Raw genomic sequence first — 26710 nt, forward strand, 5'->3', positions numbered from 1 at the left:
GCCGGCTGTGGAGGAAATGGGCGTTCATGAAAGAATTGCGGCATGTCTGATTCCGCATCCCGCATCCCCTCCGGCCGGCTGTCCCTGGCCGCCTCCCCCGAGCGCATCGCCCTGGGCCCGCTTGACGGCCGCTACGCGGGCGCCGTGGCGCCGCTGGTCGACTACCTGTCGGAGGCCGCGCTGAACCGCGACCGCGTGGGCGTGGAGGTCGAGTGGTTCATCCACCTGACCGAGCACAGCGTGTTGCCGGGCACCGCCCCGCTGTCGGCGGACCAGAAGGCCGGGCTGCGCGCCATCGTCACGGAGTTCGACGCGTCGTCCGTGGCGGAACTGGCCGACATCGAGAAGGTCACCGTCCACGACGTCAAGGCCGTGGAGTACTTCATCGGCAATCGCCTGCCGGGCCTGGGCCTGGCCCGTTTGTTGCCGCTGGTGCACTTCGGCTGCACGAGCGAGGACATCAACAACCTGTCCTACGCCGTTGGCATCAAGGGCGCCGTGGAGGATGTGTGGCTGCCCGCCGCGCACGCCCTCGTCGCGAAGATCGCCCAGATGGCGCAGGACAACCGGGACGTGCCGATGCTCTCGCGCACGCACGGCCAACCGGCCACGCCGACCACGTTGGGCAAGGAGCTGGCCGTCACGGCGCACCGGCTGGCCCGCCAGCTGGACCGGATCGCCGGGACCGAGTTCCTGGGCAAGATCAACGGCGCCACCGGCACGTATGCGGCGCACTACGCCTCCGTGCCGGAGGCCGACTGGCAGCAGGTGGCGAAGAGCTTCGTCGAGGGCCTGGGCCTGACGTGGAACCCGCTGACCACGCAGATCGAGTCGCACGACTGGCAGGCCGAGCTGTACGCCGACATGGCCCGCTTCAACCGGATCCTGCACAACCTGTGCACCGATGTGTGGAGCTACATCTCGATCGGCTACTTCGCGCAGGTCCCGGTCCCGGGCGCCACCGGCTCCTCGACCATGCCGCACAAGGTCAACCCGATCCGCTTCGAGAACGCCGAGGCCAACCTCGAGGTCTCCTCCGCGCTGCTGGACACGCTGGGCGCCACCCTGGTGACCAGCCGTTGGCAGCGCGACCTGACGGACTCCTCGAGCCAGCGCAACATCGGCGTGGCGTTCGGCCACTCGCTGCTGGCCATCAACAACGTGCTCGGCGGCCTGGACCGGCTGGACACGGCCGAGGCCGTGCTCGCGGACGACCTCGACCACAACTGGGAGGTGCTCGCGGAGGCCATCCAGATGGTCATGCGCGCGGAGGCCATCGCCGGCGTGCCAGGCATGCAGGACCCCTACGAGCGCCTGAAGGACCTCACGCGCGGCCACCGCGTCGACGCCGCCCGCATGCAGGAGTTCGTCTCCGGCCTGGGCCTGTCGGACGGCGCGCAGGAGCGACTGTTGGCGCTCACCCCGGCCACCTACAACGGCATCGCCGCCTCGCTCGTGGACCACCTGGGGCGGTAGGCGGCCGGCGGTGGTCGAGCCTGCCGAGACCCCGGTGATTGAGCCTGCCGAAATCCGGTCTCTGACAGGCTCAATCGCCGGTGCCCGTCGAAATCACGACCGCCACAGTCCGCACGGTTCCTGCCCCGATGCGCCCATGCACGGCGGCTTGTCCTGCGGCATCCCGCAGTCCGGGCAGTGCGGCACATCCCACAGCTCCTCACGCCGCGCATAGGTCACCAGCACGGCATGGCAGTCGCAGTGTGCGCCGGCCCGGAACAGGTCGTGATCCAGCGTGGCCGCCCCCGGCAGCCGCTCGTCCCGGTACCGGCGCACCCAGGTAAGGCACGAGTCGCAACCGGCGGCGAGGATCATGCGCAGCACGAAGCAGGGCAGGCATTCGCCCGGCAGGATGCGTTCCCGCGCGCCTGCCGACGCCGTTGTGATCAACATGGCCGCTCCCTCTATAGCCGACGCATAGCCCCACGCCTCCAGCGTGGCACCGGCCGGCGCCCGGCGGAAGACGGCGCGGCCCGCCTGTGGACAACGCACCCGGGGACTTTTTGCCCGGCCTTCGTACCAACCGTGCCGCCAACTTCCGCCAGAAGAGTGCGTTGCGCAGAAAATTTCGTAATAAGTCGTGAAATGCGTCATAATTTAGTGTTGTGCAACGCAATCCGCACTGTTACTCTCATCACATAGTTGATTGCGCATGACTGCGAACTCCCGATGCCGGTGAAGGATTCGCCTCCACAATCCAGACACCCTTCAGGGCCCAAACGAGGAGACCCGCACTGTGAGCACACACGAAACAGGCGTTGGCGAGCACGCCTACGCCAAGACCCTGCGATGGTGGGACGGCTTCACCATCAGCCTGTCGATCCCCGCCGCGCTGTTCATTGCCATGGGCTATTCCATGGGCGCCATCGGCGCGTGGACGGCCATCGTCCTGGCGTTCGCCGTGGCGCTGATCGCCTGCCTGCAGAACTTCGTCTACTCCGAAATGGCCGGCATGTTCGGCGACAAGGTGGGCGGCATCTCCATGTACGCCAACCAGGGCTGGCGCTCCCGGACCACCCTGGCCGGGCCGGTCGCCACGTTCGGCTACTGGTTCAGCTGGTCCAGCTCGCTCGCCATCTACGGCCTGCAGATCGGCACGCTCATGCAGGCCCAGTGGTTCCCGGACCAGACGTGGACCTTCTCCACGGGCCTGGCCACCATCGGCTTCCCGCATGTGGTCGCCCTGGTCGTCCTGCTCATCGGCTGGTCGCTGAATGTGCTCGGCATGCGCCCGGCCATGTGGCTCATGTACGTCACGGGCATCCTCATCCTGATCCCCATCGCCGTCTTCGCCGTCGCCCCGTTCCTCAGCCCCGATTGGTCCGTCGCGAACCTGCAGTGGACCCTCAGCGCGAGCGGGTTCCCCGGCTGGCAGACCGTGATCGCGTGGATGTTCGTCATGGCCTGGTCGGTGTACGGCATCGAGGCCGTCGCCGCGTTCGTGCCCGAATTCCGCCACACGGTGCGCGATTCCCGCATCGCCCTGCGCCTGGCCGGCTTCTTCGTCCTGGCCGTGTACTTCCTGGTGCCGCTGGGCGTGGGCGGGCTCGTGCCGCAGAAGGACATCGCGGCCAACCCGGTCACGTTCTACCTGCAGGCGTTCAACAGCATCATCCCCGGCAGCGGCTGGTTCATGACGATCTGCCTGATCGCCGGCCTGATGCTCATGATGATCATGACGACGGCGGCCGGCGGCCGGGTGCTGCACGGCAGCGCCATCGAGGGCCTGACCATCCGCCAGTTGGGCCAGCTCAACCGGGCCAAGGTGCCGGCCAGGGCCATGTCGCTGGACCTGGTCGTGAACATCATCCTGATCCTGTTCGTCGGGGAGGCCATGGCCGTCATCGTCGCCGGCATCATGGGCTACCTGATCTGCCACATCCTGTCCCTGTCCGGCTTCGTCAACCTGCGCCGCGACCACCCCGACGCGGAACGGCCCATCAAGCTCGGCCGGCAGTGGGTCGTCGTCGCCGGCGTCCTGGCCGCCGTGGACGCCGTCATCCTGATCGTGGGCGTCTTCAGCGCCGAGATCACCGGGTACGGCAGCTTCAAGGAGGTCTTCATCGGCATCCTGGTCCTGTCCCTCTCGGTCGTCCTGTACTTCTACCGGCAGCTGAAGCAGGAAAGGCGCCCCATCCAGTGGCGCCAGCCCGGGCTGCCCCTCGGCGCCATTCCCAACGCCCCATCCAGGGAAACCCCGCTCGTCGACGCCCTCGACGCCGAGCGGGAATGACCCCCGAACCACCTCTTCACCATCAACACCCGAAACAAGGAGCACGCTGTGCTGAAACTCAAGCGCATCGACAACATGGACATCCTCACCCGCGACGTGGACCGGCTCGCCGGCTTCTACCACGAGGTGCTGGGCCTGGACTTCCATCTGCCGTACGAGCCCGCCGAGGAGTGGGCCGCCATCAACATGGGCAACCTGACGCTGTACATCTTCAAGTCCGAGGTCGGCGAGCACGAGCCGCCGCGCACGGCCGTCAACGCGGACAACGCCCCCGGCTACGACTCGATCGCGTTTGAGGTGGAGAACCTGGACGACGCCGTCGCCTGGCTCGACGGCAAGGTCGCCTGGGTTGACGAGCAGATCAACTGGAAGCACCCCAACGGCACCTGGTACCGCTACCGCCCGTTCCACGACCCGGACGGCAACATGCTGTACGTGACCGAGCCGCACCAGTCGGAGGCCACCTCATGACCGGGCACGCGGCGCCCGGCACGGCGCTGGACGGCCGGGTCGCCATCGTGACCGGCGCGGCCCGCGGCATGGGCGCGGCGCACGCGTACGCGCTGGCCGCCCGCGGCGCCGACCTGGTGCTGGCCGACCTCGACGTCGTCGAACTCGACGCGACCGCCGCCGCCATCCGCCGGGAGACCGGGCGGAAGGTGGAAACCCTCGCCCTGGACATCACCGCACCCGACGCCGGCGAGCGGCTGGTGAGCGCCGCCGTCGAGCATCTGGGCGGACTGGACATCCTGGTCCACAACGCCGGCATCATGCACGACTGGAAGGGCCTCGAGCAGACACCGGCGGAAAACCTGTCGCCGTACTTCGCCGTGAACGTGCTGGCCCCGTACGCAATCACGCGCAGCGCGGTCGCGGCGCTGCGCAACAGCGCGGCGCCCCGCATCATCTTCATCTCGTCCCAGTGGGGCCAGGTTCCGGACGGCCACTCGTACGGGTACATGGCCTCCAAGGCGGCCCAGCTGTCCATCATGAAGGCGTTGTCGAAGGAGCTGGTCACGGACGGCATCCTCGTCAATGCGGTGGCGCCCGGGGCCGTGAAGACCCGCATGGTCCCGGACGAGGCGTATGAGGAGGAACTCGCCGCCGTGCCGCTGGGCCGGCTGGCCGACCCGGCGGAGATTGCCGCGGCCGTCGCGTTCCTGGCCTCCGACGCCGCTGCCTTCATCTCCGGACAGACCCTCGGCGTCAATGGCGGCGCCCTCGTACCAGGCGTTTGACGCCCGAAAGGAAATCATGACCACCACAGCAGAAACCACCCGCCCGGCCACCGCCACGAAGCGCGAGCTGGCCGAGGCCGCCATGCGCCGCTCCTGGTTCCCCGTGGCGCGCATCGTGGACCTGGACCGTCCGCAGACGGCCACCCTGCTCGGGACGAATCTCGTCATTTACCGCGCCGGCAACGGCACCGTGGCCGTGCAGGATCGGCGGTGCCCGCACCGCGGCGGCGACCTGTCCAAAGGTGAGGTCCACGAGGCCTCGATCGGTTGCCCGTACCATGGCTGGGAGTTCGCCGCCGCGGACGGGGCGTGCGCGCGCATCCCGTCGCTGGCCGACCAGGGCAAGATCCCGGGCCGGGCGGCCATCAAGACGTACCCCGTCGAGCTGCGCTACGGCCACGTGTGGACCGTGCTGGAGGACCCGATCCGGGACATGTACGACGTCGAGCGGTGGCGCGACTTGGACCTCGAATGGCTGGCCGGCCCGAAGATGGACTCCGCCGTCGGGGTGGGCATCACCATCGAGAACTTCCGCGACGTGGCCCACTTCCCGTTCGTCCACAAGGTCTCCATGGGCCCCTCCCCCGAGGTCGTGGAGCCGCTTGACGTCACCCGTGAGGGACTGGACATCAAGATGGAGCGCCCTCTGAACGCGTCCACCGGTGAATGGGCCGAGGACGGGGACGCGATGATGTACTACGAGTGCTCCGCGCCGGGCCTGGCCACCATCACCTACGACTATGAGCGCCTGGGCCACCGGATCGTGGCAGGGTTCCCCTGCCCGGTGGACTACGAGACCGTGGTGATCTTCTGGGGCGTCGCCAACGAGGTCGGCTACAAGGGTGCCGGCCTGGACGAATGCCTGCGGGTGGAGGAGATGGTCTACCGCGAGGACCTGCCGATCGTGGACGGGATCGAGCCGCGCGAGATCCCCTGGGACGCCGAGGTGCAGGAGTTCTCCGTGCCGGCGGACATGTTCACGCTCAACTACCGGCGCTCGTTCGTGGAGTTGATGAACCGGGTGAAGGACGACAGCCATGACTACGCTGCAGTCTGAGCCCGACCTGGCCCTCCTTTCGGTTCCGGAGGATTCGGCGCCGGGGGCGACGCTGGAGGTGCGCGTGCTGGCCGCCCGCCGGGAGGCGGAGGCGGTGACGTCGTTCGAGTTCGCCCGCCCCGGTGGCGGGCTCCTGCCCGCCTGGGCGCCGGGGGCGCACATCGACGTGCACCTGCCCTCCGGCACGGTGCGCCAGTACTCGCTGTGCGGGGATCCCGCCGACACCGGCACGTACCGGATCGCCGTGCTGGAACTCCCCGCCGGCCGCGGCGGCTCCGTGGAGGCGCACCGGGAGCTGCGGCCCGGGCAGACGCTGCGCATCGGCCTGCCGCGGGAGAACTTCGGGTTGGCCGAGGCGGAGCGCTACGTGTTCATGGCCGGCGGCATCGGCATCACGCCGCTGCTGCCCATGATCCGCGAGGTCGCCCGCCGCGGCCGGCCGTGGCGGCTGGTCTACGGCGCCCGCTCGGCCGATCATTTCGCGTTCCTGCCGGAACTGCACGGGATCGACGGGGCGTCGGGCCGCGCGTCGGTGGAGCTGGTAGCCCAGGACACCGACGGGCACCCCGACCTGGCCGCCATCGTGGCCGGCAGCGATGGCGCGGCCGTGTACTGCTGCGGGCCGGGCGGGCTGATGGACGCCCTGGCGGACCAGATGGATCGCGCCGGCCGGTTGCCTGACCTGCACCTTGAGCGCTTCGCCCCCGCAGCCCCGGCGGTCCGGTCGAACGACGACGGCGGCAGCGGCTCCGGCGCGTCCGTCGCCGACGGCGCGTTCCAGGTCGAGCTCGGTCGCAGCGGCCTCGTCGTCGACGTCGCCGCCGGCGTGACGATCCTCGAAGCGGTCCGCGCGGCCGGCGTCGACCATCCCTCTTCCTGCGAGATGGGGTTCTGCGGCACCTGCGAGGCGAAGGTCATCAGCGGCGAGGTGGACCACCGCGACGACCTCCTCACCGAGCAGGAACGGGCCGCCGGCACATGCATGATGCTGTGCGTGTCCCGGGCCAAATGCGCCCGGCTGGTCTTGGACCTCTGACTGGGCCACCGCCGCAGCGCCTACCGGCTCCCCGCGCCGCTAGGCTTAGGCTCATGGCTGAGTACCTGCTTGACGACCTTGACCGTTCCATCCTGCACGAGCTGGAACAGGACGGGCGGCGCGCGTTCCGCGAGATCGCGCGCAACGTCGGCACGTCCGAGGCCACAGTCCGGACCAGGGTCAAGCGGCTCCAGGAGCACAACATCCTGCGCATCGTCGCCTTCGCCGACCCGCAGCAGCTCAGCCAGTCCCAGCTGTGCCTGACCCTGATCAAGGTCCAGCCGGCGCACTTCGACAAGGCGGTCGAGGCCCTCTCGGCCATGCCTGAGGTGACATATGTTTCCACGGTCATGGGCCGCGCGGACCTGTGCGTCGAGGTCATGTGCCGTGACAACAATGAGCTGTGGGATTTCCTGCGCCGCAAGGTGGAGACCATTCCCGGGGTCAGCGACACCGAGAGCATGATGATCCTCAAGGTCCACAAGCTCCGGTACGGGGCTCCGGTCGCCGGGTAGGCGGGTGGTGTCATGTTCCTCGATCGAAGCAAGCGCCCGGGTGACATCCCGCCCCCGGCAACCCCGGACGAAGTCGCCGCGGGCTTTGCGGTGCCGTTGCTGACGCTTGTCGATCAGGATTCGGTCGAGGAGGCCAGCGCCGGCAAGGGGTGGGAGACAGGGAACGGCCACCCTGTCATGGAGGTGGCATCGCTGTCGTACACCCTGTGGCGCAACCCCGCCGACCTTGACGATCCGGTGAACCTGGCAGAACTCCCCGACGAGGTGCGGGCAACCCTTGACACCGAACCGCCATGGCCGCTGCCACCATGGATCGTCCAGTGGCGGGCCCGGATGCGGTACCCGCTGCTGTGGGAGGCGGTGCGCACCACGCACATCAGCGATGGTTCAACGTGGCGCACCCCGGAGCTGGCACTGGTCGATCACGTCAACTACATTGTCATGAACATTTTTCGCGACGAACGGGTCCGCGGCGAGTTCCCCGGGGACCTGTTCGACCCGGTGACCGAGGCGTGCATCGAGCATGGGGTGCCAATCGTCATTGATGGCGTCACCGTCCCGGGGCTGCGGATCGATACCGACCCGCACGTGCTCGGTTTGGGCGCCGATCTCGGCGACAAATTCCTGACCGCCGTTCTCGCGCGCCGGGACCTGCCGTTCCTGCGACTCGAATTCGCCACGCGGCGTTCGCCTGCCCCAGATTGACCGGCCGGGTCCCTTCGTGGCCGCCGCGGACCGACGTAGGCTACCGGCATGGACATCATTCTGGTACCCGGGTTCTGGTTGGACGCCTCGTCGTGGGCTGACGTCACCCCACCGCTCGTCGCGGCGGGGCATCGCGTGCACCCGCTCACGCTGCCGGGGCTGGAGGCGGTCGACGCGCCACGGGCGGGCATCGGGCTGCGCGACCACATCAACGCGGTCGTGGCCGCAGTCGACGCCATCGATGGCCCGGTGGTCCTCGTCGGCCACTCCGGCGGTGGCGGCATCATCCACGGTGCCGTCGACGCACGCCCGGACCGGGTGGCCCGCGCCGTGTACGTGGACAGCGGGCCGCTGGCTGAGGGCGCGTCCATCAACGATGAACTGCCGACCGACGGCGACGACGTCCCGCTGCCACCGTGGGACGGTTTCGAGGACGCCGACCTGGTCGACCTGGATGACGAGCTGCGGGCCATGTTCCGAACCCGGGCCGTCCCGGAACCGCGCGGCGTGGCCCAGGACGCGCAGCACCTCCATGATGAGCGCCGCTACGACGTTCCGGCCACAGTCATCGCCTGCGAGTTTCCGTCGGCGGTGCTCACCGAATGGATCGAGGCCCGCCACCCATACGTGGCGGAGCTGGCACGCATCCACGACGTCGAGTACGTGGACCTGCCCACCGGGCACTGGCCACAATTCACCAGGCCGGCCGAATTGGGTGCCGTCATCCTGGCGGCCGTCGACCGGGTCTCGTAGGTTCCTGCCGATGGTCGAGTCGGTCGGGTATTGTGCGGCGGGGGCATCGCTGTGCGGTCACTGGCCGTTGTCGTGGCCGTGGGGGCCGGGCGGGTTCCGGTCGTCGTGCTGGTTGAGGGCGTCGAAGATCCATTCCGGGATCAGGGGTGGGGTGGTTTCGGGCGGGTCGGGCGGGTAGTAGCGGCCGGAGGGAGCCTGCCAGCCGGGTTTGCCGTGTCCGTCCCGGCTGGGGATGGGGCGCCAGGCACGGATGGCGGGCAGGTCCGCGCCCGGGGGTGGCCGGTTTCCGTGCTTGTCCTTGCGGTCGGCGAGGTGCTTGAGCAGGTGGTGGGCTTTGCAGAGAGAATGCAAATTCTCGATGACGGTGGGCCCGCCATCCTCCCAGGCGAGGATGTGGTCAATCTCGGTCACGGTGGCCGCTGCCGAGCAGCCCTTGAACGTACAGGTCCCGTCGCGAGTCCGCAGCCGGGCCCGCATGACCGCCGATACCCGGTACCTGTCCGGGTGCAGGTCCAGGGCAATGCCTGTGACCGGATCCGTGAGGACCCGCAAGAATGATGGCGCGTTCCCGGCCAGGGCCCGGGCGATCGAGGCCGGCACGGGGCCTCCGCCGGCGACCTGGCCGGGTTCGTTCGTGACCCCGAGCAGGGACAGGAAGGGGACGGTGACCAGGATTTCGGCTGCAGGCAGCGGGCCCAGGTGCGGGTCGATGACGGTTCCGTCGTCGGTGACCACCACGCTGGGGCCGAGGGTGCCGTCCCCGGCGTTGAGTCGGCGTGGCACACCCTGGCCGAACAGTGCCTGGACGGCGGAGTCGAGGCGGCGTTGGGTCAGGGTGCGGATCTCGTCGGGGTGGGCCAGGGCGCGGGCGATGGCGGTGTGCCGGTTGAAGATCGCTTCGGCGGCTTCGGTGGGCAGGTACATGCGGAGGATGGACATGCCGTCGTCGGCGGTGTGCAGGCTCATCCGCCGATCCTCCCGGGCCGCGGTCGCGGCGGCCTGGATGCTGTCGGGGAAGCGCCGGGCCCGTTCCTTCTTCGCAACCCTGGCGAACTTCGCAATCGTGACCCCGGCCTCCGCCAGGCCCAGCAGGAACGCCTCGAACCCGGCCACCGTGTCCGGGTTGGTGCCGGGAGTGCCTGCGGAGTCGACCTCGTCAAGGAGGCGCAGCGTGTGGGCCCAGTCGATCCGGCCTTCCCGCAGTGCCCGGTATACGGCCGGGTGGTCACGGACCAGGGTGGTGCAGTGGCCGGTGAGGGCGCCGGCGGTGCCGGCGGGCAAGTCGAAGACGGCACCGAGTTCGCCCCGGGCGCCGGTGGCCGCCACGGACGCCTGCCACGCGTCGAGGTGTTCGGCTCCGGCCTCGGCGCACGCGGCCGTGGCGAGCCGGTCGACCAGGGCGGCCTTGAGGGCGGCCAGCGCGTCCTCGATGCGTCGAATCTGCCCGAGCTCGGCCACCGTGGCGTCGTACACGTCCCGCACAGCCCGCAACCGGGTCCACGGTTCGGCCAGGGCCAAGGCCGGGATCGTCTCGGTGCCGTCGGCAAGGGCGGCGGCGAGCATTCCGCTGACCCGGGTGCGGGCGTCCGTGAACGACTCGACCGGAAAATCCCGGACCGTGGCATGGAGGGCCGCCAGACCGGCGCTTTCCGGTCCGTCACTCATGTGACCCCGATCCCCGGGGTCAGTCACCGGGATGCTCATACATCAATTCTTATCATGATGCCAATTTATGTCAATAGTTTCGAATCTATTCAAGCCATCTGATGTTCCGCATTGGTCACTGATCCCCTTCCTTTGCGGCGATGTACGCTAGTGCTATGCACACCAATATCCACAAGTTGTGTGCTAATCTGTGGAGGAGGAGCTACGCGGGTCTCGACAAGCTGGACCACCGGGGAGGCGGCCAGCGGCATGGAATCACGGCTCGCGAGAGATGCCGGCGAGCCACAACCCGCACGGTTGCAACGGGCTCCCGCCCACGCCGCGACAGCCCGGACTCTCCAGCGGCACACCGCAGCCGGGACACCGGTCCGCGTTCCACAACTCTTCGCGTCGCGCATACACGTCCTCGACCACCTCGCAATCACAGTCTCCGCCGATCGTGTCCAGCAGGCGTTCAAGACCGGTGAAGCTGCTGGAGTACCTCGCCAGGTAGAACCCGGTCCACCCCAGGTCGTTCTCGCAGCCCTCCAGCATCACCATGCGCTGCACGAAACACGGCAGGCACTCGTTCGGTTCCGGCGTCATCATTTCCCGGGCCAACTCGTTGACACTGCGGTCCACGTCAATGGCGGACATCTCTTCCATGGGGATCCTCTCGACACACCCATGGTCGCGAGGATCGGTTCCTCACTCCATGGCTCGGCGGACACCTGTGCACAAGCACAGCCGCGCCGACCGCTGTGGAGGGCGCCGCCGTCGGGCACCCCCAGCGAACAACCTGGGGCAACGACCCCATAGAATCGAGGCATGGTTACCGGTGACATCACGTTCCACACCCGCAAATGGGTCCGCCCAGAGGACCTGAACGCGAACGGCACACTGTTCGGCGGCAGCCTGCTGCGGTGGATCGATGAGGAGGCGGCGATCTACGCGATCGTCCAGCTGGGCAACGGCAACGCGGTCACGAAGTACATGTCGGAGATCAACTTCGTCTCCTCGGCCCAGCAGGGCGACCTGATCGAGATGGGACTGACGGCCACCGAGTTCGGCCGCACGTCCCTGACCATGCGGGCCGAGGTGCGGAACATGTTCACCCGGCAGTCCATCCTGACCATCGAGAAGATCGTCTTCGTCAACCTCGGGCCCGGCGGCTTGCCGGCCCCGCACGGCTACACCGAGATCACGTACGACCGGGACCGGGTCCCGCACGAGCACCTCCGGCATGTCGAGGAGCCGTCACCTGTTCACGAAGTGTCGTAACACGCGGGTCGCAGACCGACCGGCGGCGGCATGTAGGGCACACTACGCATGTGAGCAACGAACACCCCAGGCGCCCCGTGTGGACTTTCCCCTCCGTCAAACGCGCCAAGGGGATTCGGCCGGGCACACGGACCGGGCCGCTGGTGCGCGGCGTGATTGCCGGCGTCGTCCTGTCCCTTTCGGTGGGGCTGCTCGCCGTCGGAGGGGCACTTGCCGCAACTCCCCCACCGTCAGCCGCTCCGCAGGCCGTCGCGGTCCACCCGGACGTCAACCGCAACGTCAAGGCATCCCTCGCCGGACACAAATCCACCGCCGTCTGCCCGCCGGCCCGGCCGGGTCATGCCTCGTGCAACTCCGTCAGGGATGAGTTCGTCGGCGGCCCCCTGGCCTCGCCCGCCGCCGTCCCGCTGGGCTACGCGCCGACCGACCTGCAGGCAGCGTACAAGCTCCCCTCCGGGACGGCGGGATCCGGCATGAGAGTGGCCGTCGTCGATGCCATGGACGACCCCACCGCCGAAGCGGACCTCGGCGTGTACCGGGCGAAGTACGGACTGCCCGCCTGCACCACGACCAATGGGTGTTTCACCAGGATCGACCAGCGCGGCGGCACCGCCTACCCGCCCGCCGACACCGGCTGGAGCCAGGAGATCAGCCTGGACCTCGACGTCGTCTCCGCCGCCTGCCCACTGTGCAACATCCTCCTGGTCGAGGCCGACTCATCCTCGCTTTCAGATCTGGGCACGGCCGTGAACATGGCCGTCACCAAGGGCGCCGTCGCCGTCTCGAACAGCTATGGCGCGGCCTCCACGAGTGACGACACCTCCTTCGACGGTTATTTCAACCACCCCGGCGTCGCCATCACGGCCAGTTCCGGCGACAACGGCTACGGCGCCGACTACCCCGCGGCCTCCCAATTCGTGACCGCGGTGGGCGGAACCAGTCTCGTCAAGGACTCCAGCGCCCGGGGATGGTCCGAGGCGGCCTGGTCGGGAACCGGCGGCGGCTGCTCGACGGCGTCGGCCAAGCCGGCCTGGCAGACCGATACGGGCTGCACCACCAAGACCATCAGCGACGTCTCCGCCGTCGCCGATCCGCAAACGGGAATCGCCGTCTACTACGCCGCCAACGGCTGGATGGTCCTGGGCGGGACCAGCGCGTCCTCGCCCCTCATCGCCGCGACGTACGCGCTCGCCGGACGCCCGGACCCCGGCACCGCGCCGGCGGGGTTCCCCTACAGCCGTCCCGGCCAGCTCAACGATGTGACCTCCGGCAGCAGCGGCACCTGCACCGTTGCCTACCTGTGCTCCGGGGAGGCCGGCTACGACGGGCCCACCGGCCTGGGAACCCCGTCCGGCGTCGGGGCGTTCACCAACAAGCCGATGCCGTCACCGTCCCCCACCCCGTCACCCACCCCGTCACCGTCACCGCCGCCGCGGGCCATCACGTCCGCCGCCGACACCGTCTATGCGGACAGCAGCGGCCGGCTCTTCGACGTTCCCGCCACCGGGGGCGGGACGCTGGGCAGCCCGCGCCAGATCGGCAACGGTTTCAGCAACATCAAGGACATGCACGTCACGGACTGGAACAGCGATGGCATCGCCGATCTCCTGGTCCAGTGGAACTCCGGCCGGGTCAGCGTCTACCTCGGGTCCGGCGGGGGGCTGGCCTATGGTCCGGTCATCGCCACGCAGGGCTGGGCGGGCATCACCCTGACCGTCGGCAAGTGGTCGAAGGCGGCGCCGTATCCGTGGCTGGTCGGCACGAACGCCGCCGGTGGCCTGTACTACTGGGCGAACCGCCACGGCACCGCGGTCGACGCCGCCGTGCAAATCGGCCGGGGCTGGACCGGCCTGAAGATCACCCAACTCGACTTCGACGGCGACGGCAACCAGGACCTGCTGGTGCGGACCACGGCCGGCACCCTCCTGCTCTACCGCGGCAATGGCGCCGGCCAGGTCGTCAGCGAAACGCGCAGGACCATCGGGTCCGGGTGGCAGGGCTTCGATTCGCTCGATCCGGTCCCCGGTTTCACGGGCACCGGCAGCCGGGGCCTGACCGCACGCAATACCGGCACCGGCCTTCGCTACTACTACCCGATTCACAACGGCACTTGGGGGGCCCGCGTGGTCCTGGGTGGCAGCTGGAAGGGGCTCACGCTCGCCGACTGACGCCATCGCCGAGGGGCAGCCCGCACGGGGCGTAGGACACCGCGGCACGATCCGCATCATGCATGCACCCATTCGACGGGGCTGGCGGTTGTGCATGCGCTCATGGCGATAGATAGGTTACCTAACATAGGGTGGCAAGGCCGCGCGTGGTTCAGATCACCATCGCCCGGCGTCGTTCCCGAACGCCGCCGCCACCGCGCCGACTGCCGACCGGCAGCATCAAGACTAGGAAGAGCCGCCCGTGACATCGGAATACCTTGCGTCCGCAACAATGCAGCGCCCTCATGAACCCCAGTTGGAGCGCACGCTCGGGCTCGGATCAGTAGTTCTCTTCGGCCTGGCCTATATGGCGCCCCTGATCGTGCTGGGGACGTTCGGGATCATCGCCGTGGCCAGTGGCGGCGCCGTGCCGGCGTCGTACCTGCTGGCCCTGGTGGCCATGCTCTTCACCGCCCAAAGCTACGGGCGCATGGCCAGGGCCTTCCCGACCTCCGGCTCGGCGTACACCTACGTGCGGCGCTCGATCGACTCCCGGGTCGGGTTCCTGGTCGGCTGGGCGGCCATGCTGGACTATTTCTTCCTGCCGATGGTCATCTGGCTCATCGGGGCCTCGTTCCTGCAGGCGCAATTCCCGTTCGTTCCGTTCTGGATGTGGATCATCGGATTCATCCTGGCCACCACCGTGCTGAACATCCTGGGCATCGTGGTGGCCGAGAAGGCCACGCTGCTGCTGATGGCCTTCCAGTTCCTGGTCATCATCTTGTTCGTGGCGCTGTCGATCGCGAACATCGCCGGCCACCGCGGCGGCGGCGCCTTGTTCTCCCTGACGCCGTTTGCCAATTCCGGCACCAACCTGACCATGATCTCGGCCGGGGCGGCCATCGCCGCATACTCCTTCCTGGGCTTCGACGCCGTGACCACCTTGGCGGAGGAGACGAAGAACCCGCGCCGGACGCTGCCCCGCGCCATCATGCTGGTCGCCCTGGCCGGCGGCGTCGTGTTCGTGGTCATCAGCTACTTCACCCAACTGGTGCACCCCGGCAGCGACTTCCACGACCCGTCCTCGGCGGCCTTCGAGATTGCCGGGGACATCGGCGGCAGCCTCTTCAGCGCCGTCTTCCTGGCCGGCCTGGTGGTCACCCAGTTCGCCTCCGGCATCGCCGCCCAGTCCAGCTCGGCCAGGCTGCTGTACGCGATGGGGCGCGACGGCGTGCTGCCGCGCCGGTTCTTCGGCTTCGTCCATGCGAAATTCCGGACCCCCGCCCTGAACATCCTGTTGACCGCCGTCGTTGGCCTCATCGCCTTGTTCCTTGACGTGAGCACGTCGACGTCGTTCATCAACTTCGGCGCCTTCGTCGCCTTCACCATGGTCAATGTCTCGACCATCGCGCACTACATTCGCCAGCGCAGGGAAGGCAACCGCCTGCCCGTGCTCTGGTACGTGGTGGTTCCCGCCATCGGCGCCGTGGTCTGCGCCTACCTCCTGACCAGCCTGGACGGCAACGCCCTGGTGCTCGGCATCTCCTGGCTGGTCGTCGGCGTCATCTACCTGGCCGTCCTGACCCGTGGGTTCCGCAGGCCCACGCCGCAGATGGACCTGGCCTAGGCCCCCGGCGCGGGCCGGGACGCCTGGAACCGCTCGATTCGCTGCACCCCGGACCGCACGGCCTCCAGCCCGGCCGCGAAGCTCAACCTGACGTGGCGCCGCCCGGCCGCCGAGTCATCGAAGTCGGCGCCCGGCACCAGGGCCACGCCCTCGGCCTCCAGCAACGCGGCACAGTACCCGGCCGCATCCGCGAACCCGGAGGCCGCGGGCCCAAGGTCGGCGTACAGGTAGAACGCGCCGTCGGCCGGCGCCGCCCCACCCCAGCCCAGCCGGTCCAGGGACGCCAGCAGGAGGGACCGCGTCCGGGCGAACTCGGCCACGGACGCGTCGGCCTGCGCGTAGGACGCGTCACTGAACGCCTCGACGGCGGCGATCTGCGCCGGCGCGGGCGGGCACAACGCGACATTGCCGGCGAGCGCGTCGACGGCGGCGACCAGGTCGTCCGGCACCAACGCCCAGCCCAGCCGCCAGCCCGTCATGCCCCAGTACTTGGAGAAGCTGGAGATCACGGTGCCGGAGCGGTCCAGCTCCCACGCGCAGACGCCGCGCGGGTCCGCGGAACCGGCGGCGGGGTAGGTGATGCCGTGGTAGATCTCATCGCTGACCAGGCGCACACCCGACGACGTGCACCACGAGGCCAGCGCGGCCAGTTCGGCCCGCGACACCATGGTTCCGGTCGGGTTCGCCGGCGAGGCCAGCACCAGCCCGGCCAGCGGCCCATGCTCGCCGACGGCGGCCTCCAGCATGGCCGGGGTGGGCTGGAAGCGGGTGTCGGCGCGGCAGTCCAGCTCCACCACCTCGATGCCGAGCGCGCGCAGGATGTTCCGGTACGCCGGGTACCCGGGCCGGGCCAGCGCCACGCGGTCACCGGGGTTGAACGCGGCGAGGAAAAGCAGCATGAACGCCCCGGACGATCCCGTGGTCACGGCGATGTTCCGCGGCGGCACGTCGAGGCCGTACCAGCGCCGGTAGTGGCCGGCGATCGCCTCGCGCAGGTCCGTGATGCCCAGCGCCGGCGTGTACGTCAGCGGCGTCCCGGCGGCGTGCAGCGCCGCGGCCCGCGCGGACACCCCGCTGGGCGCTCCCCCGCCGGGTTCGCCGGCGCACAGCGAGATGACGTCGCGCCCGGCCGCGCGCAGTTCGGCGACCCGCGCCAGGATGTCCATGACCTGGAACGGCGGAACCTGGGCCCGGTCGGCGACGGTGAGCGGATGGTCCATGCCTGCCTCCTGGATGCGAAGTGGAAGGCACGACGGCGGCGCCCGGCTTCCAGCTTGTCACACCGCGCGCCGGGCCCGGTTTCGCGACTGGCAGGCCTGAGCCGCACGCCTATTCGGCCGCGGCCAACTGCCCGCAGGCGCCGTCGATCTCCTTGCCGCGGGTGTCGCGCAGCGTCGTCGGGATGCCCGCGTCTTCGAGCCGGCGGATGAACTCGCGCATGACGGCCGGTTCCGACGACGTCCAGATGGAGCCCGGTGTCGGGTTCAGCGGGATCGGGTTCACGTGCACCCAGCCGCGGCCGCGCGCGTTGAGTTTCCTGGCCAGCAGCTCGGCGCGCCAGCCGTGGTCGTTCATGTCCTTGATGAGCGCGTACTCGATGGACACGCGACGGCCAGTGCGCTCGTAGTATTCGTGTGCGGCGTCCAGCGCCTCGTCGACCTTCCAGCGCGAATTCACCGGGATGAGCTCGTCGCGCAGTTCGTCGTCCGGCGCATGCAGCGACAGGGCGAACGTGAACGGCAGGTTCTCGTCGGCCAGCTTCTTCATGGCGGGGACCAGGCCCACGGTGGAGACCGTGATGCCACGGGCGCTCATGCCCAGGCCCTCGGGCGCCCCGGCGACCATGCGGTGCACGGCGTTCATGACGCGCTTGTAGTTGGCCAGCGGCTCGCCCATGCCCATGAACACGATGTTGGTGACGCGCTCGGCGTCGTGCTTGCCTGTGCCGTCCGCCGTGCGGCGGGTTCCGCCGAGCCCGCCCTCGGCGATGACCCGGTTGGCCTGCACGATCTGGTCGAGGATCTCGGCCGTGGACATGTTGCGTGTCAGCCCGGCCTGGCCGGTGGCGCAGAACGGGCAGTTCATGCCGCAACCGCACTGGCTGGACACGCAGAGCGTGATGCGGCCGGGATACCGCATCAGCACGGACTCGACGAGGGAGCCGTCGAACAGGCGCCACAGGAACTTGATGGTCGCCCCGTCGTCGGTGGTCAGCCGCTTCACCTCGGTCAGCAGGGGCGGGAACATGGCCGCCACGAGCTCTTCCCGCCCGGCCTTGGGCAGGTCGCTCATCAGCTCCGGGTTGGTCGTGTGGTGCTGGAAGTAGTGCACCGACAGCTGTTTGGCGCGGAAGCCGGGCAGCCCCAGTTCCTTGAGCTTGTCCGCCCGCTCGGCCAGTGTCAGGTCGGCCAGGTGGGCCGGCGGCTGGGTGACGCGCGGCTTCGACGCGAACTGCAGCTGCGGCCGGCCATCGGCGCCCATGGCCTGCTTCCACCCCTCGGGCGTGGGACGCACCTGGGCGCGGCCCTCCCGACGGGCCCGGGATTCGGACATGCGGCGCTCGGCCTCGTGGCGCGTGCCGGCCGCCTCATGCCGCGTCTCGCGGTCGGGGCGGTGCGCCACCGCCTCGGACGTGCGGCTGCGGTGGTGCTCGGGGGTGTTTTCGAGGGGAGTCATCCCTTCCATTGTCCACTATCCGGGCAGGTGGGCGGCGGGCCGCGTCGGCCCGGGGTCCCTACACGACGCTNACTGGTCCTGGCATGGCCGGGAAACCGACGCCACGACCGCCGTCGAACGCGTCTATGCCACGGTGAGCGCGGAGATCGTGGACGGCACAATGCCCGGCGGCACCCTGGTCACCGAGGGCGAGGTGGCCGCACGGTTCAAGGTCAGCCGCACACCCGTCAGGGAGGCGTTCCTGCTGCTGGAATCGCAGGGCCTGCTGCGGCTGTTCCCCAAGAAGGGCGCCCTCGTGACCACGCCCAACGCGACCGAAACCGCCCACCTGCTAACGGCACGCATCATGCTTGAATCGCGCGCCGTGGAACTGCAGGCCCGTGGCGGGCAACCGGCGGCCGGGGACGACCTGGCCGCGCTCCTGGACGTGCAGCGCGACGCCGCCGCCCGATCCGACGTGCCGGCGTTCGCCCGGGCCGACCACCAGTTCCATGCCCGCGTCGTGGCCGGCTCCGGCAACCCGATCATCGACGACTTCTACGCCCAACTCGGCCCGCGGCTGGCCCGGCTGACATGCCTGACGGTGCAGGCCAACACCGCCGCGCTGCTGCGCTTCGTCGACGAGCACGCAAGGCTGGCCGCCCTGTTGGCCGCCGGCGACGCCGCCGGCTACGAGTCGCTGCTCAGGCGCCACGTCGGCGCCTGACGGCCATACCCCCCAGTTTCAAAGGACAGTGATCTTCATGCGCGCCCGCGCCGCATCATGGCAAGCCGCGTCATGGCAAGCCGCGTCATGGCAACGGGTGGCCCCCGCGGTGGCAATGATGGCCTGGGGAGGGAACCACTTCACCCCCTTGCTGAGCCTGTACCGGGACATCGGCCACTACTCGGTGCTCAGCGTCGACCTGTTCCTGGCCACGTACGTGGGCGGGCTCGTCCCGGGCCTGCTGGTCGCAGGCCCACTGTCGGACAGGTACGGGCGCAAGCCGCTGGCCGCCGTCGGCGTCGGCCTGGGCATCGCGGCCAGCGTGGTGCTGGCCCTGTTCTTCCGCAGCGAGGCGCTGATGTGCGCCGGCCGCGTGCTGGCCGGCCTCGGCGTCGGGATCGGGATGGCCGTGGGCACCAGCTGGCTGAAGGAGCTGTCCACGCCGCCGTTCGACACGACGGCGGACGACACGGCCGGTGCCCGCCGGCCGTCGCTGTCGCTGACGCTCGGTTTCGGGCTGGGCGCCGGCGTGTCCGGGGCACTGGCCCAGTGGGGGCCATGGCCGACGACGACACCGTACGCCGTGCACATCGCGCTCAGCCTGGCGGCCCTGGCGGCACTTGCGGGCGCCCCCGAGACCGTCCGAAAGCGCGCCACCACCACCTCGACAAGGCGCGGCTCGCTGCTCGCCGACCTGCGGGTGCCGCTGGCCGGGCACCGCCGGTTCCGGCAGGTGGTGCTGCCGGCCGCGCCGTGGGTGTTCGCCACGGCGGGCGTGGCCTACGCGGTGATCCCCATGTTGGAGACCCCGCGCCTGGGTGGGATGCAGCTGGGGTACGCGACGCTGCTGACCGTCGTCACGCTGGGCACGGGCGCCCTGGTCCAGCCGTTCACGGCGCGCATCAACCGCCTCACGGGCGGGCGGGCCATGCTCGTCGGCATGGCCGCCATGATCGCCGGGCTGGTGATCGCCGCGGTCAACGCCCACTACCTGTCCCCGTGGGCCGGCGCGGCGGCCGCGGTCCTGCTCGGCGCGTCGTACGGGATCGCGCTCGTGTCCGGCCTCGTGGAGATCCAGCACATCGCCACCGGGGCCGATCTGGCCGGGCTGACGGGCGTCTACTACAGTCTCAGCTACGCCGGGTTCGTGCTGCCCATGGCCCTGGCCGGGCTGGCCGTGATCGCCAGCTACACGGTGTTGCTGGCCGTGGTGGCGCTCATCTGCCTCGGTTGCCTGGTCCTCGTGGCAGTCGGCTTGCGCCGCACGGCGGTGGTGTAGGACGCGGACGACGGCGGCGCGCGGCGCCAGTCCACGAGTCTAGTCCACGAATTCGGACTGCGTCTCGATGAATTCCCACTCCCGCGTCGTCAGCGTGCCGTCGACGACGACGCCGCCGGACGCGGTGACGGCGGCCAACACGTGGTCCGGCAGGGACGCCGCGCCCAGGTTCTCGCGCAGCCATTCCTTCGCGGCCAGGTCCATTTCCAACCACCACAGGTGAATTTCCATTGCCTTGCACCCCCTTGGATGTGCTTCAACCGTAGGCCCGAGGCGGCGTGCGATCAATGGCGGACGCCGTCCGTCGCGACTCGTGCAGGCCGAGCCCAGCCAGGGGCACCCGGAATCCCAGCAATTTTCACGATGCGAAAATCGGATATCCTATTGTGGAATAGATGTGATCCGACTTACACTCGTTGTGTGCCCTCGCTGATGAGGTCACACAAGCGATTGGTTCAGATCGATGCACATTTCCACCCATGCTGCGCTGAAAGCGAGTTCGGCGGCAGCCCAGGGAACCCCGACGGCGAAGCCTCGGGTCCCCTTGCGTACATCTGATCGCCCTGGCGGCGTATTCAGACATCGGCCGCTGCGGGCAGAACCTCGTAGCTGCCAGGCCCGGCACGTACCGCAGTAACTCCCGGTAACGCCTTCATTCCGGCCGGCCGCACCAAGGCCGCCCGTCCTCAAACTCCCTGTGCAGCTACGCGCACCCAAAAACGACTTCCTTAAGTGAGTACGCCCTCATGCAAATCGACCGCGATGCCATTTCACCGGCCGCCGAAACATCCCACCATCACCACGAACACGTCGACCACATCCTGCACTATCCGCCCAGCGGTGACATCCCCGGATTGCCGCTGATCAGCGCGACGCTGTACAACCAAGACCTGGCCCCGACGAAGAAGGAGGGACGGCACTGGAGTTCGTACAGCATCTTCGCCTTGTGGGCCAACGATGTGCACAGCCTGGGAAATTACGGGTTCATCCTCGGACTCTTCGCCCTGGGCCTGGGCAGCTGGCAAATCCTGGTTTCGCTGGGAATCGGCGCGGCCCTGCTCTTCGTCCTGCTCACGTTGTCCGGCTTCATGGGATATAAGACCGGCGTCCCGTTTCCGGTGATGAGTCGCATCTCGTTCGGCATCCGCGGCGCCCAGCTGCCGGCAGCCGTCCGCGGCGCCGTCGCCGTCGTGTGGTTCGGCATCCAGACCTACCTCGCCACCCTGGTGCTGCGCGTCATGCTCATCGCCATGGTCCCCGGGCTCAAGAACCTGGACCATGACTCGATCCTCGGACTCTCCACCCTGGGCTGGATCACGTTCCTCTTCCTGTGGATCGTGCAAGTGGTCATTGTCCGCTACGGCATGGACATGATCCGCAAATACGAGGTTTTCGCCGGCCCCATCGTGTTGATCACCCTGATCGCCCTGGCCGTGTGGATGTTCCTCAAGGCCGGCATGTCCATCTCCTTCTCCACCAGCCACCCGCTCACCGGCGCCACCATGTGGCGCAGCATCTTCGGCGGCGCGGCCCTGTGGGTGACCATCTACGGCACCTTCGTGCTGAATTTCTGCGACTTCACCCGCGCGTCAAAGTCCCGCAAATCCATTGTCAGGGGCAACTTCTGGGGCATTCCGATCAACACCATGCTGTTCGGCGTCATCGCCGTCGTGATGGCCGGCGCGCAATTCAGGATCAACGGCCACATCATCACCAGCCCCTCGGACATCGTCGAGTCGATCCCGAACACCGTCCTGGTGGTCCTGGCCAGCCTGGCCCTGCTCGTGCTGACCATCGCGGTGAACATGATGGCCAACTTCGTGGCCCCGGTCTACGCGCTGAACAACTTCTTCCCGAAGAAACTGAACTTCGCCCGCGCCAGCCTGATCTCCGCCATCATCGGCCTGGTCATCCTGCCCTGGAACCTCTACAACAACCCCGTCGTGATCGTCTACTTCCTCGGCGGCCTCGGCGCCCTCCTCGGCCCACTGTTCGGCATCATCATGGTGGACTACTGGCTGATCCGCAAGACCAAGATCAACGTCCCCGCCCTCTACACCCAGGACGGGTCCGAGCCCTACCACTACCGCGGTGGCGTCAACCCGCGGGCGATCCTCGCGTTCGTCCCGGCCGCACTCATTGCGATCGTGTTCGGCCTCGTGCCGGCCTTCTCCGCGATCTCCGACTTCTCCTGGTTCTTCGGAGCGGGCATCGCCGCCGTGATCTTCTACGTCATCTCCGACCGCACGCCGCAACTGGATGACGTCTCCGGTGAGCCGATCGCCGTCGCGAGCACGCACTGAGCCGCCCCGGGGCTGCGGTCAGCGGCGCGGGATGTTGCGCAGGTTGCTGCGCGCCATGCTGACGGCCTCGCCGGCACCCTTGTTCAGGACGATCTTGGACATGGCCGTGGCGAAGCCGAACACCATCTCCCCTTTGATCTTCGGCGGGATGGACAGCGCGTTCGGGTCGGTGACGAGCTCCACCAGCGAGGGTCCTGGATGCGCGAACGCGGCCCGGTAGGCGTCCTCGACGCCGGCCGGGTCGGTGACGCGCATGGCGTTGAAGCCCAGTGCCGTGGCAACGGCCGCGTAGTTGACGTCCGGCACGTCGACGCCGTAGTCCTGCAGCCCGTCGACGAGCATCTCGAGCTTGACCATGCCGAGCGTGGAGTTGTTGAACACCACCACGTTGATGGGCAGGTTCGCGGCGGCGGCCGTGACGAGTTCCCCGAGCAGCATGGACAGCCCGCCGTCGCCTGAGACGGAGATGACCTGCCGGCCGGGGAACGCGGCCTGCGCGCCGATGGCCTGCGGCAGCGCGTTGGCCATGGACCCGTGCAGGAACGATCCGATGAGCCGGCGGGTGCCGAGCGGGTTGATGTAGCGGGCCGTCCACACGTTGCACATGCCGGTGTCGGCCGTGAAGATGGCGTCCTCCGCGGCGACCGCGTCGAGTACGGAGGCGGCGTATTCGGGGTGGATCGGCACCAGCTTGTCGGCCTTGCGGGTGTACGCGCCGACGGCCTTGTTCATGAGCCGGTCGTGCTTCTTGAGCAGCTGGTCCAGGAACCGGTGGCTTTTCTTGGCCGTGACGAGCGGCAACAGTGCGCGCAGCGTCGGCAGCACGTCGCCGTGCACGGCCAGGTCGACGTCGGTGCGCCGGCCCAGGTGTTCGACGGCCCGGTCCACCTGGGCGGTGCGCGTCTGCGGCAGGAACTGGTCGTACGGGAAGTCGGTGCCCAGCAGCAGCAACAGGTCGGCGTCCTCGATGCCCTCCGCGGCCGCACCGTAGCCGAGCAGCCCGGTCATGCCGATGTCGAACGGGTTGTCGTACTGGATGAAGTCCTTGCCGCGCAGGCTGTGCCCGATGGGCGCGTTGATCCGCCCGGCCAGTTCGATGACCTCGTCGTGCGCGCCCGCCACGCCGGCGCCGGCGAAGATCGCCACCTTGCCGGCGGCGTTGATGGCACCGGCGAGCGCGCGGACGGCGTCGGCGGAGGGGACCAACGACGCCGGTGCCGCCTGGCGCTGCAACGGCGCCGGCGCCGTGGCCGGCAGGCTGGCGATGTCGCCGGGCAGCGTGACGACGGCGACGCCGCGCCGGCCCACCGCGTGCTGGATTGCGTTGTGCAGCACGCGCGGGGCCTGATCGGTGGTGCTGACCAATTCGGAGTAGACGGAACATTCGACGAACAGCCGGTCTGGGTGGGTCTCCTGGAAGTAGCCGGCACCGATCTGCTTGCTGGGGATGTGCGAGGCGATGGCCAGCACGGGCGCGCCGGTGCGGTTCGCGTCGTACAGGCCGTTCATGAGGTGCAGGTTGCCGGGGCCGCAGGAGCCGGCACAGACGGCCAGCTCTCCCGTCAGCTGGGCCTCTGCCCCGGCGGCGAACGCGGCCGCCTCCTCATGCCGGACGTGGACCCAGTCGATGCCGCCGGCGGCCGATCCGCCGGTCTTGCGCACGGCGTCGACGAGCGGGTTCAGGCTGTCGCCGACGATCCCGAAGATCCGCTTCACCCCCGCCGCCTGGAGTTGTTCGATCAACTGGGTGGCAAGTTCCTTCGCCATGGCGGTCCCTCCCGGGGTCGGGTGAATCATGAGCGGACAGCCCCAATATATCCCCGGCGGCTCCCCCGGCTCGCACGCTCGCCGTGGGCCCCTCGCCCCCGTGGGCCCACGGCCGGCGTGTCGGCGGCCGGTCCGGTTCGCAGGCGGGAACGCCGTGCCAGTATTGGCTGGTCATTCGCTTTCCCGCACACCTCACGAGGGGACCCCATGCCCGAATATCCCGGATTCGAACCCGCCCACCCAACCCCGCCCGCACGCCCCGTGGAGGACCTTGTGCGCGGCACGGTCTTTGCGGCCATCGCGATTCCGTTGGGAGTGCTGCTGTGGCTCATCATCTGGAACTTCGGTGTAGTCGCGTCCATTGTCGCGTGGCTGGTGGCCTTCGCGGCCGGGCGGCTCTACGCCTTGGGCGCCGGACACCCGACCCGGAGGGGTGCGTGGATAGTGGTGGCGGTGACAGTGGTGACGCTGGTGCTGGCCTTCCTGGGCGGCATGTGGCTGGACATGGTGAAGGAATTGGGACTGAACCCGGTCGATGCGGTGTTCGACACCGCCACGTGGGGCCTCTTCGCGGACAACCTCACGAACAACGCGGAACTGTGGAGCGCCTACACGAAGGACATCCTCATGGCCGCCGCGTTCTGCGCGCTCGGCTGTTTCTTCACCCTCCGCCGGATATTTGCCGCCAGTGCAACAAGTTAGTGCTATGACCGGCTAGGTTCACAGCACTAGGCTGCCGGGCGCGGCCGGGGCGCTACCCGCCGGCGATGGACTGGATGACCATGACCTCTTGCCCGGCCGCGACGGGCGTGGCCAGGCCGCGGCCGCGGCGCACGTCGTCGCCGGCCACGTAGATGTTCACGTAGCGGCGCAGCGCCCCCGTCTCGTCGCGGACGCGCCGGTCGAACACGGGGAACTGCCCGCCGATCGCGTCCAGCAGCCCGGCCACCGTGGTGTCCGCGTCGTCCACGCTCAGCCGCAGCTCCGCCTGGTCCCCGGTGAACTGCCGCAGCAGGCTGGGCACCAGGACGGTGACCTCACCAGCCATGGTGGCACCTCAAAGCAGCGCCGCGCGCACGCACAGCACATCCGGCAGGTGGGCAATGACCTCGCTGAACGTGGCCCCCTCGTCGGCGCTGGCGTACACGGACCCGCCGCGGGTGCCGAAGTACACCCCGACCGGGTCGGCCGTGTCCACGCATGCGGCGTCGCGCAGCACCACGTTGTAGTCCGGTTCCGCCAAACCGGCACTCGACGGCGTCCAGGTCGCGCCGCCGTCGTCCGTCCGGTGCACGGCCAGCCGGCCGTCCGGCGGGATGCGTTCGCCGTCGGCCTTGATCGGGATGACCCACGCGGTGCCCGAGCGGCGCGGGTGCGTCAGGATCGTGAAACCGAAGTCCGTGGGCAATCCATCGGCGATCGAGACCCACGTGTCCGCGTTGTCGTCGGAGCGGTACACGCCGTGGTGGTTTTGCGCGTACAGCGTCGTGTCGGTGTTCGGGTCGCGGGCCACCTTGTGCACGCACTGGCCGAATTCGGGCATCGGGTCGGGCATGAAGTACGCGCTGATGCCCGTGTTGCGCGGCGTCCACGTGCTGCCGCCGTCAAGACTGCGGTACACGCCGCCGGTGCTCATGGCCACGTGGATGGTGTCCGGGTCGGCCGGGCTGGGCAGCACGGTGTGCGCGGCCGCACCGCCGAATCCGGCACCCCACTCGCTGCGGTGCGGGTGGTCCCACAGGCCACGGTTGAGCTCGAAGTGCTCGCCGCCGTCGGTCGACTTCCACACCGAAATCGGCTCGCAGCCGGCCCAGACGACGCCGGGGCGCCCGGCCGCGTCGGGCAGGATCTGCCACACCCGCTCCAGCGCCGCCTCGGTGTCCGCCGGGAACGTGATGGCCCCGTTCTCGGGCTCGTCCCACGTGGCGCCCAGATCGTCCGTGTGCGCCACGGTGGGGCCCCAATGCTCGCTGCGCACCCCGACCAGGACGCGCGGGCTGCCGTTCCTGGTGTCGATGCCGATGCTGGGGATCTCATTCATGAGGAAATGCGGGCCGGTGAAGTCGAACCGGACGCGGTCGGTGCTGGTGCCCAACCACAGCCCCTTCTTGGTGCCGACCGCAAGCAGGGTGGTGCCGTCTGGATGTGCGTCATTGCTAGCCATTGGTTAATTCGACCACCGCACGGCACCGGCGGCAATGGGTAGCGGCGGGCGGATTTCGGCCGGA

The 26710-nt window shown here is 69.0% G+C and carries 25 protein-coding genes; 16 read left to right on the top strand and 9 right to left on the bottom strand.

The window, feature by feature from the left end:
• Positions 1 to 42: 42 nt before the first annotated feature.
• The gene (purB, locus tag EJC77_RS11390; RefSeq protein WP_125612698.1) at positions 43 to 1476 is read left to right on the top strand and encodes an adenylosuccinate lyase; all 1434 of its coding nucleotides are present in this window, start codon (positions 43 to 45) and stop codon (positions 1474 to 1476) included.
• 93 nt (positions 1477 to 1569) lie between these two features.
• On the opposite strand, the gene EJC77_RS20385 is transcribed toward purB, so the two are convergent.
• On the bottom strand, positions 1570 to 1908 hold the full coding sequence (locus EJC77_RS20385; RefSeq protein WP_164520387.1) for a DUF2695 domain-containing protein: 339 nt from the start codon (positions 1906 to 1908) through the stop codon (positions 1570 to 1572).
• A 343-nt stretch (positions 1909 to 2251) separates the two neighbouring features.
• Here EJC77_RS20385 and EJC77_RS11400 point away from each other — a divergent pair, with 343 nt between their 5' ends.
• Genes EJC77_RS11400 through EJC77_RS11435 form a run of 8 tightly spaced genes read left to right on the top strand, consistent with a single transcriptional unit; the run spans position 2252 to position 9052 of the window.
• Entirely contained in the window at positions 2252 to 3748 is a 1497-nt protein-coding gene (locus EJC77_RS11400; protein WP_125612701.1) for an APC family permease, read from the top strand.
• A 48-nt stretch (positions 3749 to 3796) separates the two neighbouring features.
• On the top strand, positions 3797 to 4219 hold the full coding sequence (locus EJC77_RS11405; protein WP_205787190.1) for a VOC family protein: 423 nt from the start codon (positions 3797 to 3799) through the stop codon (positions 4217 to 4219).
• Positions 4216 to 4986 carry an SDR family NAD(P)-dependent oxidoreductase gene (locus EJC77_RS11410; RefSeq protein WP_125612703.1) on the top strand — a complete coding sequence of 257 codons (771 nt, stop codon included), beginning with the start codon at positions 4216 to 4218 and terminating at the stop codon, positions 4984 to 4986. The genes EJC77_RS11405 and EJC77_RS11410 overlap by 4 nt, the downstream gene beginning before the upstream one ends.
• A gap of 16 nt (positions 4987 to 5002) precedes the next feature.
• Complete coding sequence (locus tag EJC77_RS11415; RefSeq protein WP_205787192.1) at positions 5003 to 6043, top strand: aromatic ring-hydroxylating oxygenase subunit alpha; 1041 nt, start codon at positions 5003 to 5005, stop codon at positions 6041 to 6043.
• Positions 6024 to 7079, top strand: a complete 1056-nt coding sequence (locus tag EJC77_RS11420; protein WP_125612705.1) for a PDR/VanB family oxidoreductase — start codon at positions 6024 to 6026, stop codon at positions 7077 to 7079. Before EJC77_RS11415 ends, EJC77_RS11420 begins: the two co-directional genes overlap by 20 nt.
• Before the next feature lie 53 nt (positions 7080 to 7132).
• Positions 7133 to 7594, top strand: coding sequence for an Lrp/AsnC family transcriptional regulator (locus tag EJC77_RS11425; RefSeq protein WP_125612707.1), 462 nt, complete (start codon positions 7133 to 7135; stop codon positions 7592 to 7594).
• 12 nt (positions 7595 to 7606) lie between these two features.
• Positions 7607 to 8299 (top strand): hypothetical protein, encoded by a 693-nt coding sequence (locus tag EJC77_RS11430; protein ID WP_125612709.1) that lies wholly within the window; start codon positions 7607 to 7609, stop codon positions 8297 to 8299.
• 48 nt (positions 8300 to 8347) lie between these two features.
• Positions 8348 to 9052, top strand: coding sequence for an alpha/beta fold hydrolase (locus EJC77_RS11435; RefSeq protein WP_125612711.1), 705 nt, complete (start codon positions 8348 to 8350; stop codon positions 9050 to 9052).
• Positions 9053 to 9109: 57 nt separating this feature from the next.
• On the opposite strand, the gene EJC77_RS11440 is transcribed toward EJC77_RS11435, so the two are convergent.
• Together EJC77_RS11440 and EJC77_RS11445 are read right to left on the bottom strand one after the other, a co-directional pair.
• Complete coding sequence (locus tag EJC77_RS11440) at positions 9110 to 10717, bottom strand: HNH endonuclease signature motif containing protein (RefSeq protein ID WP_125612713.1); 1608 nt, start codon at positions 10715 to 10717, stop codon at positions 9110 to 9112.
• 255 nt (positions 10718 to 10972) lie between these two features.
• Positions 10973 to 11362, bottom strand: a complete 390-nt coding sequence (locus EJC77_RS11445) for a DUF2695 domain-containing protein (RefSeq protein ID WP_125612715.1) — start codon at positions 11360 to 11362, stop codon at positions 10973 to 10975.
• A gap of 162 nt (positions 11363 to 11524) precedes the next feature.
• Here EJC77_RS11445 and EJC77_RS11450 point away from each other — a divergent pair, with 162 nt between their 5' ends.
• The 3 genes from EJC77_RS11450 (at position 11525) to EJC77_RS11460 (ending at position 15751) form a co-directional block, all read left to right on the top strand.
• A complete protein-coding gene (locus EJC77_RS11450; protein WP_125612717.1) occupies positions 11525 to 11977 on the top strand; it encodes an acyl-CoA thioesterase in 453 nt (150 codons plus the stop codon).
• Between the two features lie 50 nt (positions 11978 to 12027).
• The gene (locus EJC77_RS20710; RefSeq protein ID WP_205787194.1) at positions 12028 to 14145 is read left to right on the top strand and encodes a S53 family peptidase; all 2118 of its coding nucleotides are present in this window, start codon (positions 12028 to 12030) and stop codon (positions 14143 to 14145) included.
• 241 nt (positions 14146 to 14386) lie between these two features.
• Entirely contained in the window at positions 14387 to 15751 is a 1365-nt protein-coding gene (locus EJC77_RS11460) for an APC family permease (RefSeq protein WP_240630151.1), read from the top strand.
• On the opposite strand, the gene EJC77_RS11465 is transcribed toward EJC77_RS11460, so the two are convergent.
• Both EJC77_RS11465 and rlmN read right to left on the bottom strand, forming a co-directional pair.
• Entirely contained in the window at positions 15748 to 16971 is a 1224-nt protein-coding gene (locus tag EJC77_RS11465) for an aminotransferase class I/II-fold pyridoxal phosphate-dependent enzyme (protein WP_125612719.1), read from the bottom strand. The two genes, EJC77_RS11460 and EJC77_RS11465, sit on opposite strands and share 4 nt — an antisense overlap.
• A 109-nt stretch (positions 16972 to 17080) precedes the next feature.
• The gene (gene rlmN, locus EJC77_RS11470; RefSeq protein WP_125612721.1) at positions 17081 to 18304 is read right to left on the bottom strand and encodes a dual-specificity RNA methyltransferase RlmN; all 1224 of its coding nucleotides are present in this window, start codon (positions 18302 to 18304) and stop codon (positions 17081 to 17083) included.
• On the opposite strand from rlmN, the gene EJC77_RS20390 reads away from it, so the two are divergent.
• Together EJC77_RS20390 and EJC77_RS11480 are read left to right on the top strand one after the other, a co-directional pair.
• Entirely contained in the window at positions 18303 to 19133 is an 831-nt protein-coding gene (locus EJC77_RS20390) for a GntR family transcriptional regulator (RefSeq protein WP_276309072.1), read from the top strand. The genes rlmN and EJC77_RS20390 overlap by 2 nt on opposite strands.
• 118 nt (positions 19134 to 19251) lie before the next feature.
• Positions 19252 to 20412, top strand: coding sequence for an MFS transporter (locus EJC77_RS11480; RefSeq protein ID WP_240630154.1), 1161 nt, complete (start codon positions 19252 to 19254; stop codon positions 20410 to 20412).
• A 39-nt stretch (positions 20413 to 20451) separates the two neighbouring features.
• On the opposite strand, the gene EJC77_RS11485 is transcribed toward EJC77_RS11480, so the two are convergent.
• Positions 20452 to 20643, bottom strand: coding sequence for a hypothetical protein (locus EJC77_RS11485; protein ID WP_125612727.1), 192 nt, complete (start codon positions 20641 to 20643; stop codon positions 20452 to 20454).
• Between the two features lie 515 nt (positions 20644 to 21158).
• Between EJC77_RS11485 and EJC77_RS11490 the strand changes: the two genes are divergently transcribed.
• Positions 21159 to 22715, top strand: coding sequence for an NCS1 family nucleobase:cation symporter-1 (locus tag EJC77_RS11490; protein ID WP_125612729.1), 1557 nt, complete (start codon positions 21159 to 21161; stop codon positions 22713 to 22715).
• Between the two features lie 18 nt (positions 22716 to 22733).
• Here the strand turns inward: EJC77_RS11490 and EJC77_RS11495 are convergent, their stop codons facing one another.
• Complete coding sequence (locus tag EJC77_RS11495) at positions 22734 to 24482, bottom strand: pyruvate dehydrogenase (RefSeq protein WP_125612731.1); 1749 nt, start codon at positions 24480 to 24482, stop codon at positions 22734 to 22736.
• 207 nt (positions 24483 to 24689) lie between these two features.
• On the opposite strand from EJC77_RS11495, the gene EJC77_RS11500 reads away from it, so the two are divergent.
• Positions 24690 to 25184: a hypothetical protein gene (locus EJC77_RS11500; protein ID WP_125612733.1), complete on the top strand. Its 495-nt coding sequence runs from the start codon at positions 24690 to 24692 to the stop codon at positions 25182 to 25184.
• A 52-nt stretch (positions 25185 to 25236) separates the two neighbouring features.
• Here the strand turns inward: EJC77_RS11500 and EJC77_RS11505 are convergent, their stop codons facing one another.
• Together EJC77_RS11505 and EJC77_RS11510 are read right to left on the bottom strand one after the other, a co-directional pair.
• Positions 25237 to 25530 (bottom strand): MoaD/ThiS family protein, encoded by a 294-nt coding sequence (locus EJC77_RS11505; protein ID WP_125612735.1) that lies wholly within the window; start codon positions 25528 to 25530, stop codon positions 25237 to 25239.
• A 9-nt stretch (positions 25531 to 25539) separates the two neighbouring features.
• Positions 25540 to 26646 (bottom strand): WD40/YVTN/BNR-like repeat-containing protein, encoded by a 1107-nt coding sequence (locus EJC77_RS11510; protein WP_125612737.1) that lies wholly within the window; start codon positions 26644 to 26646, stop codon positions 25540 to 25542.
• Between the last annotated feature and the right edge of the window lie 64 nt (positions 26647 to 26710).

The organism is Specibacter cremeus (assembly GCF_003946885.1).
In the GTDB taxonomy this organism is placed as follows: domain Bacteria; phylum Actinomycetota; class Actinomycetes; order Actinomycetales; family Micrococcaceae; genus Specibacter; species Specibacter cremeus.